At 44.2% G+C, this 12,814-nt stretch carries 12 protein-coding genes, 1 tRNA gene and 1 other RNA gene; 11 read left to right on the top strand and 3 right to left on the bottom strand.

From position 1 onward, the window contains the following. The first annotated feature begins 4 nt into the window (after positions 1 to 4). Together ysnB and trnSL-Arg2 are read left to right on the top strand one after the other, a co-directional pair. On the top strand, positions 5 to 514 hold the full coding sequence (ysnB, locus tag BSU_28350) for a putative phosphoesterase (RefSeq protein ID NP_390713.2): 510 nt from the start codon (positions 5 to 7) through the stop codon (positions 512 to 514). Positions 515 to 644: 130 nt separating this feature from the next. Next, positions 645 to 718: transfer RNA gene (gene trnSL-Arg2 / locus BSU_tRNA_84), tRNA-Arg, on the top strand. 63 nt (positions 719 to 781) lie between these two features. Here trnSL-Arg2 and ysnF read toward each other — a convergent pair. The 3 genes from ysnF to cotQ form a co-directional block, all read right to left on the bottom strand. Then, the gene (gene ysnF, locus BSU_28340) at positions 782 to 1,603 is read right to left on the bottom strand and encodes a putative stress response protein (RefSeq protein NP_390712.3); all 822 of its coding nucleotides are present in this window, start codon (positions 1,601 to 1,603) and stop codon (positions 782 to 784) included. A 183-nt stretch (positions 1,604 to 1,786) separates the two neighbouring features. After that, positions 1,787 to 2,242, bottom strand: coding sequence for a putative indole acetic acid N-acetyltransferase (gene ysnE / locus BSU_28330; RefSeq protein NP_390711.1), 456 nt, complete (start codon positions 2,240 to 2,242; stop codon positions 1,787 to 1,789). Positions 2,243 to 2,410: 168 nt separating this feature from the next. Further along, positions 2,411 to 2,746, bottom strand: coding sequence for an inner spore coat protein (gene cotQ / locus BSU_28320; protein NP_390710.1), 336 nt, complete (start codon positions 2,744 to 2,746; stop codon positions 2,411 to 2,413). A gap of 447 nt (positions 2,747 to 3,193) precedes the next feature. On the opposite strand from cotQ, the gene tboILV reads away from it, so the two are divergent. The 9 genes from tboILV to ysoA all read left to right on the top strand — a co-directional run bounded on the left by tboILV (position 3,194) and on the right by ysoA (position 12,717). Further along, positions 3,194 to 3,440: T-box controlling synthesis of branched chain amino acids (gene tboILV / locus BSU_misc_RNA_45), an RNA gene on the top strand. A 121-nt stretch (positions 3,441 to 3,561) separates the two neighbouring features. Continuing rightward, positions 3,562 to 5,286, top strand: a complete 1,725-nt coding sequence (gene ilvB / locus BSU_28310) for an acetohydroxy-acid synthase (large subunit) (protein ID NP_390709.1) — start codon at positions 3,562 to 3,564, stop codon at positions 5,284 to 5,286. Beyond that, the gene (gene ilvH, locus BSU_28300) at positions 5,283 to 5,801 is read left to right on the top strand and encodes an acetohydroxy-acid synthase (small subunit) (RefSeq protein NP_390708.2); all 519 of its coding nucleotides are present in this window, start codon (positions 5,283 to 5,285) and stop codon (positions 5,799 to 5,801) included. Before ilvB ends, ilvH begins: the two co-directional genes overlap by 4 nt. A gap of 23 nt (positions 5,802 to 5,824) precedes the next feature. Continuing rightward, the gene (ilvC, locus tag BSU_28290) at positions 5,825 to 6,853 is read left to right on the top strand and encodes an acetohydroxy-acid isomeroreductase (NADP-dependent) (protein NP_390707.1); all 1,029 of its coding nucleotides are present in this window, start codon (positions 5,825 to 5,827) and stop codon (positions 6,851 to 6,853) included. Next, positions 6,840 to 8,396 (top strand): 2-isopropylmalate synthase, encoded by a 1,557-nt coding sequence (gene leuA / locus BSU_28280; RefSeq protein NP_390706.1) that lies wholly within the window; start codon positions 6,840 to 6,842, stop codon positions 8,394 to 8,396. Before ilvC ends, leuA begins: the two co-directional genes overlap by 14 nt. Positions 8,397 to 8,416: 20 nt before the next feature. Further along, positions 8,417 to 9,514, top strand: coding sequence for a 3-isopropylmalate dehydrogenase (leuB, locus tag BSU_28270; RefSeq protein ID NP_390705.2), 1,098 nt, complete (start codon positions 8,417 to 8,419; stop codon positions 9,512 to 9,514). A 49-nt stretch (positions 9,515 to 9,563) separates the two neighbouring features. Beyond that, on the top strand, positions 9,564 to 10,982 hold the full coding sequence (gene leuC, locus BSU_28260; RefSeq protein ID NP_390704.1) for a 3-isopropylmalate dehydratase (large subunit): 1,419 nt from the start codon (positions 9,564 to 9,566) through the stop codon (positions 10,980 to 10,982). Between the two features lie 12 nt (positions 10,983 to 10,994). After that, the gene (gene leuD, locus BSU_28250) at positions 10,995 to 11,594 is read left to right on the top strand and encodes a 3-isopropylmalate dehydratase (small subunit) (protein NP_390703.1); all 600 of its coding nucleotides are present in this window, start codon (positions 10,995 to 10,997) and stop codon (positions 11,592 to 11,594) included. Between the two features lie 118 nt (positions 11,595 to 11,712). Further along, positions 11,713 to 12,717 (top strand): putative hydrolase, encoded by a 1,005-nt coding sequence (gene ysoA / locus BSU_28240; protein NP_390702.2) that lies wholly within the window; start codon positions 11,713 to 11,715, stop codon positions 12,715 to 12,717. Positions 12,718 to 12,814 lie beyond the last annotated feature (97 nt).

Raw genomic sequence — 12,814 nt, 5'->3', positions numbered from 1 at the left:
GTACATGAACGTGCTGATTATCAGTGACAGCCATGGGCTTGAAGAAGAACTCCAAACCATTGCGAAACGGCATGAGGCAGAAGTTGATCTCATGATTCATTGCGGGGACTCTGAGCTTGAGACGAGGCATCCTGCATTGGAGCCTTATGCGGTTGTAAAAGGCAATTGCGATTTTGCCGGCGATTTTAAGGACGAGCTTCTTCTGACTGCCGGCTCAAGAAAAATACTAGTCACACACGGCCACCTTCACGGTATAAAACAGACCTTGTTAAACGTATACTATCGTGCAGAGGAGCTCGGGGCGGATGTTATCTGCTTCGGGCATTCGCACATCGCGGGAAGCGAAGTGCTGCGCGGAAAACTGATGATTAACCCAGGCAGCATCCGGCTTCCGAGGGTGCGCAGGACAGAAAGCTATGCTATACTGACATTAGAAAATGATGCTGCGACAGTCCGTTTTTACGACCAAGCAGGCAATGAAATTGAGGATCTGCAAAATCGAGTCACACTATGAAAATGTCATGAGGAAGAAAATTTTCTTCCTCATGAAAAAAATTCTAAAAAACCGTTGACTTATTATTGCATCCCATATATAATAAATCTTGTCGCTGATAGTTAAAGCGAAAAACAAAAAAACAAAACGTGTCCCAGTAGCTCAGCTGGATAGAGCAACGGCCTTCTAAGCCGTCGGTCGGGAGTTCGAATCTCTCCTGGGACGTACCAAAAGAAAAACCTCAAATCCATTTAGGATTTGAGGTTTTTTGTTGTCGGTCTATGATTTTCATTTGTTATTTAACGGATCATCATCCAAGCCGTCAACTTTTCCTTCTTTATTCAGACGAGGTTCTTCTTTTTTCACAGTTTCAGAAATATGTTCATTTTCTTCAACAGTGCGTTTGCCGACAACCACTTCATCAGTGACAACCGGTTTTTTAGTCACTTCCAGCTTTTCCTCAACGATTGGAACTCTGATCTCTTCCGAATCGTTGACGGGAGCAGCGTCCGTTTTATTTTCATCCACTGGACGGCGTTCGACATAAATTTCATCATGTCTCACCGGAATGTCCATATCTCTTTTTTCTGTTTTCACTTCTTTTCCTATTTCTACTTCGCCGGTTTGAACGTCTTCCTTATCGACCTTCAGCTGTTCTTCCCGGAGCGGCATCGTTTTTTCTTCTTTCGTTGTATAATCCAATTCATTTGTGCTTGAAAAGCCGCCTGAAAGGGCATTGCCGTTATCAATAGGAGCAATTACATCTGCATCTGTATCGACGGCTACCAGAAGTTTTCCGTCATCCAAATCTTCTTGATACTTGTCTATTTCATCAGTTTTAATATCCAAGTCGGATAATGCTTTGCTGTGTGTAGCAGTATCATCCATTGTGAAATAATCTTTCAGTTTATCGAAAAAAGATTCAGATTCGTCCTGATGTGCATCGATAGCTTGATTGACTTCTGTTCCTGTACGTGACTCCAAATAATCTGTATCTCGCCGGCTTGTCACAACAGAAATGTCATCAGAATCATAGCCTTTTGTAAGTAAGCCTTCAATCGCTGCGATGGTTTCCTGCGGAGTTTCATATACACCAACTATGCTTTTCATATCAATCTCCTCCTTTATGAATTTGCATGATATCGTTCATGTCGTTTGTAATTCCCGCTGTTCTTTGAATTAAACAAAATTGAAAACATTGGCGTGTATCATAAAGGTGAAAAATGTGTGAATATAAAAAAAGATAGATAAGACAGACCTTCCCCTGCACTTATCTATCCTTATAAAGCCGTCTCACAATTTCTTCGTCATAAACACACTGTTTGGATCTTCACCGTAGTCTGCAAACGGTTCACAATACTGGAAACCGAAGCTTTCATACAATTTTCTTGCCGGCTCAAATGAAGCCATTGAACCCGTTTCTAAGCTTAACCGCTCATAGCCTCGCTTCTCGGCTTCTTCAATGATGTGCTGGAGAACTTGTTTGGCAACGCCTTTTCTTAAATGTGATGCAGATGTTCGCATTGATTTGATTTCTCCATGCCGGGTGTCCAGTTCTTTTAGCGCTCCGCAGCCAGCTAGTTCATCACCTTCCCATGCGCTCCAAAATGTTATTTCAGGCCCTCTTAGTTTTTCTAGACCTAAGGCATGAATGCTTTCTGGCGGGGACATAAGCGTCATGCTATGTAAATGCTCATTCACCAGTGAAACCACCTGACGTCCAGTTAAATCGTCTATTTTTATATGCAATTTTATTCCTCCTCGAAAACTTACGGATTGTGCAGAATATCGTTCAATTCATCTTAATCATATTCCATCCTGTTTCCAAATATAAAGACAGAAAATGTGACTGTACTTGTGAAGTCGTTTTAAAACAATAAAAGGACCGCAATAGATGTTCGGCCCTTGTGGTATTCTTTAATATCTAAAGCCTCCGTGTACGCCTGGCGCCCCGCTGAATCCGCCGGCATGTATCGCTGGAGCACTTAAGCTGCCGCCATGGCCGCTAAAGCCTGCACCTGAAAATTGCTGTCCGTAAAATCCTGAAGCGTATGGGAATGAGGAGTACATTCCAGAGGGAGTGGTTAACGGGCTGTATGCCTGACTGAACGGCTGTCCGTATCCGTAGCCTCCAAATGGCTGCTGGCTTTGCTGGTAAAAGGGAGGGACAGCAGGATAGTACTGCTGCGGAAAGTTGGGGAAGCTTGGAAAGCCCGCAGGAAATCCTTGCATGTCTGCAAATGATTTATTCATCGTATCACCTTTTCTTTGCAAGATATCATTAATGTATGCCGAGGGAACAAGAGAAGTGCCTATCCGAAATTGAAATGGATTGCAAGATGATCTGTCAGACTCAATCCATATACGAACCATATCGTGTTATAAAATCTTCCATGTTTATATAAAATTAAATAATTCTGGTGTATTCTTGATAGATTAATAAAAAAATTATAAAAACTTTTAACATTTGCAATTCCTTTTGTACCAATAATGAAAGCGTATACAATATAGATTGATTAATCAAAATTGTCTAATAATTTTAAAAAATGCTGTTGACACTGCGTCCAAAGCGGCGTAATATGAGTTCAACAAAAGATAAATGCAAGCTTCACAAGCGAAAATCATCGCAGTATGATTCTAAAAAAATGAAAAACAAACGACCTTCTTGAACAGCTGGAAAGCCGTTCCGAAGGCTGAATATGAAAAGCGCAGATGAGGATAAGTAGCCTTGATAAAGTTTTCCACAGAGAACCGGGTTAGCTGAGAACCGGCGAAGCTTTACAAGGTGAACTCGCCTCAGAGTGCCAGTCTGAAATGACAGTAGGACTTGGCCGGGTGAACTTGATTCACTCGTTACTAAAGCGGATAGAAATATCCATGAGACGGCCGATTAACAGGCCGTAAACAAGGGTGGTACCGCGGAAAGAAAAGCCTTTTCGCCCCTTTTAGCTATCGCAGTTACTGCGCGGCTGATTGTGGGCGGAAGGGCTTTTTTTATTGAATAATCAGCTATCTAGCTAATGAAAAGATGATCTTTAAAGGATGAAAATCCAAAAGGAGGAACTAAAATGGGGACTAATGTACAGGTGGATTCAGCATCTGCCGAATGTACACAGACGATGAGCGGAGCATTAATGCTGATTGAATCATTAAAAAAAGAGAAAGTAGAAATGATCTTCGGTTATCCGGGCGGGGCTGTGCTTCCGATTTACGATAAGCTATACAATTCAGGGTTGGTACATATCCTTCCCCGTCACGAACAAGGAGCAATTCATGCAGCGGAGGGATACGCAAGGGTCTCCGGAAAACCGGGTGTCGTCATTGCCACGTCAGGGCCGGGAGCGACAAACCTTGTTACAGGCCTTGCTGATGCCATGATTGATTCATTGCCGTTAGTCGTCTTTACAGGGCAGGTAGCAACCTCTGTAATCGGGAGCGATGCATTTCAGGAAGCAGACATTTTAGGGATTACGATGCCAGTAACAAAACACAGCTACCAGGTTCGCCAGCCGGAAGATCTGCCGCGCATCATTAAAGAAGCGTTCCATATTGCAACAACTGGAAGACCCGGACCTGTATTGATTGATATTCCGAAAGATGTAGCAACAATTGAAGGAGAATTCAGCTACGATCATGAGATGAATCTCCCGGGATACCAGCCGACAACAGAGCCGAATTATTTGCAGATCCGCAAGCTTGTGGAAGCCGTGAGCAGTGCGAAAAAACCGGTGATCCTGGCGGGTGCGGGCGTACTGCACGGAAAAGCGTCAGAAGAATTAAAAAATTATGCTGAACAGCAGCAAATCCCTGTGGCACACACCCTTTTGGGGCTCGGAGGCTTCCCGGCTGACCATCCGCTTTTCCTAGGGATGGCGGGAATGCACGGTACTTATACAGCCAATATGGCCCTTCATGAATGTGATCTATTAATCAGTATCGGCGCCCGTTTTGATGACCGTGTCACAGGAAACCTGAAACACTTTGCCAGAAACGCAAAGATAGCCCACATCGATATTGATCCAGCTGAAATCGGAAAAATCATGAAAACACAGATTCCTGTAGTCGGAGACAGCAAAATTGTCCTGCAGGAGCTGATCAAACAAGACGGCAAACAAAGCGATTCAAGCGAATGGAAAAAACAGCTCGCAGAATGGAAAGAAGAGTATCCGCTCTGGTATGTAGATAATGAAGAAGAAGGTTTTAAACCTCAGAAATTGATTGAATATATTCATCAATTTACAAAAGGAGAGGCCATTGTCGCAACGGATGTAGGCCAGCATCAAATGTGGTCAGCGCAATTTTATCCGTTCCAAAAAGCAGATAAATGGGTCACGTCAGGCGGACTTGGAACGATGGGATTCGGTCTTCCGGCGGCGATCGGCGCACAGCTGGCCGAAAAAGATGCTACTGTTGTCGCGGTTGTCGGAGACGGCGGATTCCAAATGACGCTTCAAGAACTCGATGTTATTCGCGAATTAAATCTTCCGGTCAAGGTAGTGATTTTAAATAACGCTTGTCTCGGAATGGTCAGACAGTGGCAGGAAATTTTCTATGAAGAACGTTATTCAGAATCTAAATTCGCTTCTCAGCCTGACTTCGTCAAATTGTCCGAAGCATACGGCATTAAAGGCATCAGAATTTCATCAGAAGCGGAAGCAAAGGAAAAGCTGGAAGAGGCATTAACATCAAGAGAACCTGTTGTCATTGACGTGCGGGTTGCCAGCGAAGAAAAAGTATTCCCGATGGTGGCTCCGGGGAAAGGGCTGCATGAAATGGTGGGGGTGAAACCTTGAAAAGAATTATCACATTGACTGTGGTGAACCGCTCCGGGGTGTTAAACCGGATCACCGGTCTATTCACAAAAAGGCATTACAACATTGAAAGCATTACAGTTGGACACACAGAAACAGCCGGCGTTTCCAGAATCACCTTCGTCGTTCATGTTGAAGGTGAAAATGATGTTGAACAGTTAACGAAACAGCTCAACAAACAGATTGATGTGCTGAAAGTCACAGACATCACAAATCAATCGATTGTCCAGAGGGAGCTGGCCTTAATCAAGGTTGTCTCCGCACCTTCAACAAGAACAGAGATTAATGGAATCATAGAACCGTTTAGAGCCTCTGTCGTTGATGTCAGCAGAGACAGCATCGTTGTTCAGGTGACAGGTGAATCTAACAAAATTGAAGCGCTTATTGAGTTATTAAAACCTTATGGCATTAAAGAAATCGCGAGAACAGGTACAACGGCTTTTGCGAGGGGAACCCAGCAAAAGGCGTCATCCAATAAAACAATATCTATTGTATAAAACATAACAAGGGAGAGATTGAAATGGTAAAAGTATATTATAACGGTGATATCAAAGAGAACGTATTGGCTGGAAAAACAGTAGCGGTTATCGGGTACGGTTCGCAAGGCCACGCACATGCCCTGAACCTTAAAGAAAGCGGAGTAGACGTGATCGTCGGTGTTAGACAAGGAAAATCTTTCACTCAAGCCCAAGAAGACGGACATAAAGTATTTTCAGTAAAAGAAGCGGCAGCCCAAGCCGAAATCATCATGGTTCTGCTTCCGGATGAGCAGCAGCAAAAAGTATACGAAGCTGAAATCAAAGATGAATTGACAGCAGGAAAATCATTAGTATTCGCTCATGGATTTAACGTGCATTTCCATCAAATTGTTCCTCCGGCGGATGTAGATGTATTCTTAGTGGCCCCTAAAGGCCCGGGACACTTGGTAAGAAGAACATATGAGCAAGGAGCTGGCGTACCTGCATTGTTCGCAATCTATCAAGATGTGACTGGAGAAGCAAGAGACAAAGCCCTCGCTTATGCTAAAGGAATCGGCGGCGCAAGAGCGGGCGTATTAGAAACGACATTTAAAGAAGAAACAGAAACAGATTTGTTCGGTGAGCAAGCAGTTCTTTGCGGCGGATTAAGCGCGCTTGTCAAAGCCGGATTTGAAACCTTAACTGAAGCAGGTTATCAGCCTGAACTTGCATACTTCGAGTGTCTTCATGAGCTGAAATTAATCGTAGACCTTATGTACGAAGAAGGACTTGCAGGAATGAGATATTCAATCTCTGACACAGCACAGTGGGGAGATTTCGTATCAGGCCCTCGCGTTGTGGACGCCAAAGTAAAAGAATCTATGAAAGAAGTATTAAAAGATATCCAAAACGGTACATTCGCAAAAGAGTGGATCGTCGAAAACCAAGTAAACCGTCCTCGTTTCAACGCTATCAATGCAAGCGAGAACGAACATCAAATCGAAGTAGTGGGAAGAAAGCTTCGTGAAATGATGCCGTTTGTGAAACAAGGCAAGAAGAAGGAAGCGGTGGTCTCCGTTGCGCAAAATTAATTTTTTCGATACGACGCTTCGTGATGGTGAACAGTCCCCTGGAGTGAACTTGAATACACAGGAGAAACTTGCCATAGCTAAGCAGCTCGAAAGACTCGGGGCAGACATCATTGAAGCGGGATTTCCCGCTTCGTCCCGAGGTGACTTTTTAGCTGTTCAGGAAATCGCAAGAACCATTAAAAATTGTTCAGTAACTGGTCTGGCCCGTTGTGTAAAAGGTGATATTGATGCTGCTTGGGAAGCGTTAAAGGATGGCGCTCAACCAAGAATTCATGTATTTATCGCGACATCGGACATTCATTTGAAGCACAAGCTGAAAATGACACGTGAACAAGTCATTGAAAGAGCAGTTGGAATGGTGAAATACGCAAAAGAACGTTTTCCGATTGTGCAATGGTCAGCTGAAGATGCCTGCCGCACTGAACTGCCGTTTCTAGCAGAAATCGTCGAGAAAGTGATTGACGCAGGCGCCAGTGTTATCAATCTTCCGGACACTGTCGGCTACCTGGCCCCGGCGGAATACGGAAATATCTTTAAATATATGAAAGAAAACGTTCCGAACATTCACAAAGCAAAGCTTTCAGCCCACTGTCATGATGATTTGGGAATGGCAGTCGCAAACTCTCTTGCTGCGATTGAAAATGGCGCTGATCAAATCGAATGCGCTGTGAACGGGATCGGTGAAAGAGCCGGAAACGCGGCATTAGAGGAAATTGCCGTAGCCCTCCATACCAGAAAAGATTTCTACCAAGTCGAAACAGGTATTACGCTGAACGAGATTAAGAGAACAAGTGATTTAGTAAGCAAACTGACAGGCATGGCTGTCCCGCGCAACAAAGCGGTTGTTGGAGATAATGCATTTGCTCATGAATCAGGCATCCATCAGGACGGCTTTTTAAAGGAAAAATCGACTTATGAAATTATTTCACCGGAGCTTGTCGGCGTAACCGCAGATGCGCTTGTCCTAGGTAAACATTCCGGACGCCACGCATTTAAAGACCGGCTGACTGCTTTAGGATTCCAATTTGACAGTGAAGAGATTAATAAATTCTTTACGATGTTCAAAGAGTTGACTGAGAAGAAAAAAGAAATCACTGATGAGGATCTTGTTTCTCTTATTTTAGAAGAAAAAGTAACAGATCGCAAGATTGGGTATGAATTTCTTTCTCTGCAAGTACATTACGGAACAAGTCAGGTCCCTACGGCTACTCTATCTTTGAAAAATCAAGAAAACGCACAGCTTATTCAGGAAGCTGCAACTGGAGCTGGAAGCGTGGAAGCAATCTACAATACGCTTGAGCGCTGCATCGATAAGGATGTGGAGCTCTTAGACTACCGCATTCAGTCTAATAGAAAAGGCGAAGATGCATTTGCCCAGGTGTATGTAAGAGTTTTGGTGAACGGAAAAGAATCAGCAGGGCGGGGCATAGCGCAAGACGTATTAGAAGCATCAGCGAAAGCCTATTTGAACGCAGTAAACCGTCAATTGGTTTTCCAGTCGAATATGAGCGGATTGAAAAACCACACAGCTGTCGGATCATAAAAGAAAGGAGAACGGTTAACTTGAAGAAACGTATTGCTCTATTGCCCGGAGACGGGATCGGCCCTGAAGTATTAGAATCAGCGACAGACGTACTGAAAAGTGTTGCCGAACGCTTTAACCATGAATTTGAATTTGAATATGGCCTGATTGGAGGGGCGGCTATTGATGAACATCATAACCCCCTCCCGGAGGAAACCGTTGCTGCTTGTAAAAATGCAGACGCGATATTGCTTGGTGCTGTCGGCGGACCGAAATGGGATCAAAATCCTTCGGAACTGAGACCGGAAAAAGGGCTGCTCAGCATCAGAAAACAGCTTGATTTGTTTGCGAATTTGCGGCCTGTGAAGGTATTTGAAAGCCTTTCTGACGCTTCGCCTTTGAAAAAAGAATATATAGATAATGTTGATTTCGTTATCGTTCGTGAGCTCACAGGCGGCTTGTATTTCGGCCAGCCGAGCAAACGTTATGTAAACACTGAAGGTGAGCAGGAAGCAGTAGATACACTGTTTTATAAGCGAACGGAAATTGAACGAGTGATCAGAGAGGGCTTCAAAATGGCGGCAGCCAGAAAAGGCAAAGTGACCTCTGTAGATAAAGCGAATGTTCTTGAATCAAGCCGGCTGTGGCGTGAAGTGGCTGAGGACGTTGCACAAGAATTTCCTGATGTGAAGCTTGAGCACATGCTTGTGGATAACGCGGCCATGCAGCTAATTTATGCACCGAATCAATTTGATGTCGTGGTGACTGAAAATATGTTCGGTGATATTTTAAGCGATGAAGCGTCCATGCTTACAGGCTCGCTCGGAATGCTCCCGTCAGCCAGCCTATCAAGCTCTGGCCTTCATCTGTTTGAACCTGTTCATGGCTCCGCGCCTGATATTGCCGGTAAAGGGATGGCAAATCCGTTCGCAGCCATATTGTCAGCGGCAATGCTTTTGAGAACATCTTTCGGGCTTGAAGAGGAAGCGAAAGCTGTAGAAGATGCGGTAAACAAAGTCTTGGCTTCTGGAAAAAGAACAAGAGACTTGGCACGGAGTGAAGAGTTCAGCAGCACTCAGGCCATTACAGAGGAAGTTAAGGCAGCAATCATGAGTGAAAATACAATTTCTAATGTGTGACAGCTTACGTTAAGCGGTCTTAGCTCTAGGTAGAGGGAGGAAATAAAAGATGATGCCTCGAACAATCATCGAAAAGATTTGGGATCAGCATATTGTAAAACATGGTGAGGGAAAGCCGGATCTTCTCTATATTGATTTGCACCTCATTCATGAGGTGACGTCTCCTCAGGCATTTGAAGGCTTGAGACAAAAGGGAAGAAAGGTCAGAAGACCCCAAAACACATTTGCGACAATGGACCACAACATCCCGACTGTCAATCGTTTTGAGATAAAGGATGAAGTTGCGAAACGCCAGGTAACGGCGCTTGAAAGAAACTGTGAGGAATTTGGCGTGCGCCTTGCCGATCTTCACAGTGTGGATCAAGGGATTGTCCATGTCGTCGGACCTGAACTAGGCTTAACGCTTCCAGGGAAAACGATTGTGTGCGGTGACAGTCATACATCAACACATGGCGCTTTCGGCGCTCTTGCATTTGGAATCGGGACGAGTGAAGTTGAACATGTCCTTTCCACACAGACACTTTGGCAGCAGCGTCCAAAAACACTTGAAGTGCGCGTAGATGGAACGCTTCAAAAAGGGGTAACGGCAAAGGATGTCATCCTTGCTGTCATCGGCAAATACGGTGTGAAATTCGGCACAGGCTACGTCATTGAATACACTGGGGAAGTATTCAGAAATATGACGATGGATGAACGAATGACTGTTTGTAACATGTCAATTGAAGCAGGAGCAAGAGCAGGTTTGATTGCACCTGACGAGGTGACGTTTGAATATTGCAAAAATCGCAAGTACACGCCAAAAGGCGAAGAATTTGACAAGGCCGTAGAGGAATGGAAGGCGCTGCGCACAGACCCGGGCGCTGTTTACGATAAATCTATCGTCCTTGACGGCAACAAAATTTCCCCTATGGTGACATGGGGCATTAACCCGGGAATGGTTCTTCCTGTCGATTCTGAAGTTCCTGCGCCGGAAAGCTTTTCTGCAGAAGACGATAAAAAAGAAGCGATTCGTGCTTATGAATATATGGGATTGACTCCTCACCAAAAAATTGAAGACATTAAAGTGGAGCACGTATTTATCGGTTCCTGCACAAATTCCCGCATGACTGACCTTCGACAGGCTGCTGACATGATCAAAGGGAAGAAGGTAGCTGACAGCGTAAGGGCCATCGTCGTGCCCGGATCCCAAAGCGTGAAGCTTCAGGCTGAAAAAGAAGGGCTTGACCAGATTTTCTTGGAAGCTGGATTTGAATGGAGAGAGTCAGGCTGCAGCATGTGTTTGAGTATGAATAATGATGTTGTTCCTGAGGGAGAGCGCTGTGCATCAACCTCTAACCGCAACTTCGAGGGCAGACAAGGAAAAGGTGCAAGAACACATCTCGTCAGCCCGGCAATGGCTGCGATGGCTGCCATTCACGGACACTTCGTTGATGTCAGAAAGTTTTATCAGGAAAAAACAGTTGTGTAAGGAGTGCGCGAGATGGAACCTTTGAAATCACATACGGGGAAAGCAGCCGTATTAAATCGGATCAATGTGGATACAGACCAGATTATTCCTAAGCAATTTTTGAAGAGGATTGAAAGAACAGGCTACGGACGTTTTGCATTCTTTGACTGGAGATATGATGCGAATGGTGAACCGAACCCTGAATTTGAATTAAACCAGCCTGTTTATCAAGGAGCTTCCATTTTAATAGCAGGAGAAAACTTCGGCTGCGGGTCATCGCGTGAACACGCTCCGTGGGCACTTGATGATTATGGGTTTAAAATTATCATTGCGCCGTCATTCGCTGATATTTTCCATCAGAACTGCTTTAAAAACGGCATGCTTCCGATCCGCATGCCATATGACAATTGGAAACAGCTTGTCGGCCAGTATGAAAACCAGTCATTGCAAATGACTGTTGACCTTGAAAATCAGCTGATTCATGACAGTGAAGGCAATCAAATTTCATTTGAAGTTGATCCGCATTGGAAAGAGATGCTGATCAACGGATATGATGAAATTTCATTAACGCTGCTGCTGGAAGATGAAATCAAGCAATTTGAATCACAAAGAAGCTCTTGGCTTCAAGCCTGAAAAAGCGGCCGGTATTTGTCCGGCGGCTTTTTTTGCCTGGTGAAACCTTTCATTTCTTGTTTTTGTTCACAGGTGTTGATACACTTGAACAAAATAAATGCCTGAAAGGAATATAGGTATGACGCATGACAAGAAAAACGCAAAAATTATTCCTTTTCCTCATCTGAAAGACCGCCTTGTGGAAAAAGGGATGTCATCACTCAAGGAAAAAAAGTATCAAGAAGCGCTTGAACTGTTTTCAGAAGCGATGAAATATGATGATACTGAATCCGATCTTCACTTAGGGATGGCCATCTGCTTTTTAGAGCTGGGCGAGCTGGAAGAGGCAGAAAGCGTGTGCGAGAAGATGCTCAAAGAAGGTTATGGCCATTATTTTACGGTTTTGCAGGTGTACATGACCATCTTAATTCAGCTCAAAAAGTACGAAGAAGTCAAAAGCACCATTGAAGCCGTTTTGGAAGAAAATCAGCTGCCGGCAGAAAGTGCCGAGCAATTTTATAAGCTGCTGGATTTCAGCCGGAAAATGACCGATCCGGATCGTGAGGACGAGGCTTGGGCCGAAGAATATGAGGATACAATTGACACCGAGAAAGTGCTGGCAAGCCCTGAGGAGCAAATGAATCTCATTCATTCCTTAAAAGACCGTAACGTAGCAAAGTATACAGGATTGCTCAAAACAATCCTCCAAGACCCCTCAGCCCATCCGATTATCAAAACGATGATTGTCATGCTGTTGGCTGAGCATGAGTACAGTAAACCTGTACACATTAGTAAATTTGGCGAGTCGTTGACAATTGAACCGTCAGAGATTGTTCCGCCTGATGCCGCGCCGATTCTTCACCGTGTTCTCAGGGTGCTAGATGAGACACTTGGAAATGAAAATCCAACCTTATATGCAGCAGTAGAAGAATTGTGGAGAAGACATTTGTACGTTTTATATCCGTTCCAGCCGAAATTGCTGTCGGCTGACCTTTGGGCGGCTGCCCTTCATAAAGTCGGTTACGAGATGCACGGGATTGAAATTGAAAGCGAAGAACTTCATATGATGTATGAATTTACAGACAGAGAACTCGATGAAGCTTGCACAATGTTAAAAGATATTGAAGAAATTTCTTATTTGTAAATCGCGCCATATAGTTGAAAGCGCTATGTGTTATGTTATAATATAGTGGTTGTATTTGTGTATAACGGGTTATAAGAAATACGGTTGGACAGGCTTT

It is taken from the genome of Bacillus subtilis subsp. subtilis str. 168, from assembly GCF_000009045.1.
Lineage (GTDB): Bacteria > Bacillota > Bacilli > Bacillales > Bacillaceae > Bacillus > Bacillus subtilis.
This window is presented reverse-complemented; position numbering and strand designations above follow the sequence as displayed.

Excerpts from the sequence above, each read along its gene's own strand:
- ysnB (NP_390713.2), top strand. The coding sequence starts at position 5 with ATGAACGTGCTGATTATCAGTGACAGCCATGGGCTTGAAGAAGAACTC.
- ysnF (NP_390712.3), bottom strand. The coding sequence starts at position 1,603 with ATGAAAAGCATAGTTGGTGTATATGAAACTCCGCAGGAAACCATCGCA.
- cotQ (NP_390710.1), bottom strand. The coding sequence starts at position 2,746 with ATGAATAAATCATTTGCAGACATGCAAGGATTTCCTGCGGGCTTTCCA.
- ilvB (NP_390709.1), top strand. The coding sequence starts at position 3,562 with ATGGGGACTAATGTACAGGTGGATTCAGCATCTGCCGAATGTACACAG.
- ilvC (NP_390707.1), top strand. The coding sequence starts at position 5,825 with ATGGTAAAAGTATATTATAACGGTGATATCAAAGAGAACGTATTGGCT.
- leuC (NP_390704.1), top strand. The coding sequence starts at position 9,564 with ATGATGCCTCGAACAATCATCGAAAAGATTTGGGATCAGCATATTGTA.
- leuD (NP_390703.1), top strand. The coding sequence starts at position 10,995 with ATGGAACCTTTGAAATCACATACGGGGAAAGCAGCCGTATTAAATCGG.
- ysoA (NP_390702.2), top strand. The coding sequence starts at position 11,713 with ATGACGCATGACAAGAAAAACGCAAAAATTATTCCTTTTCCTCATCTG.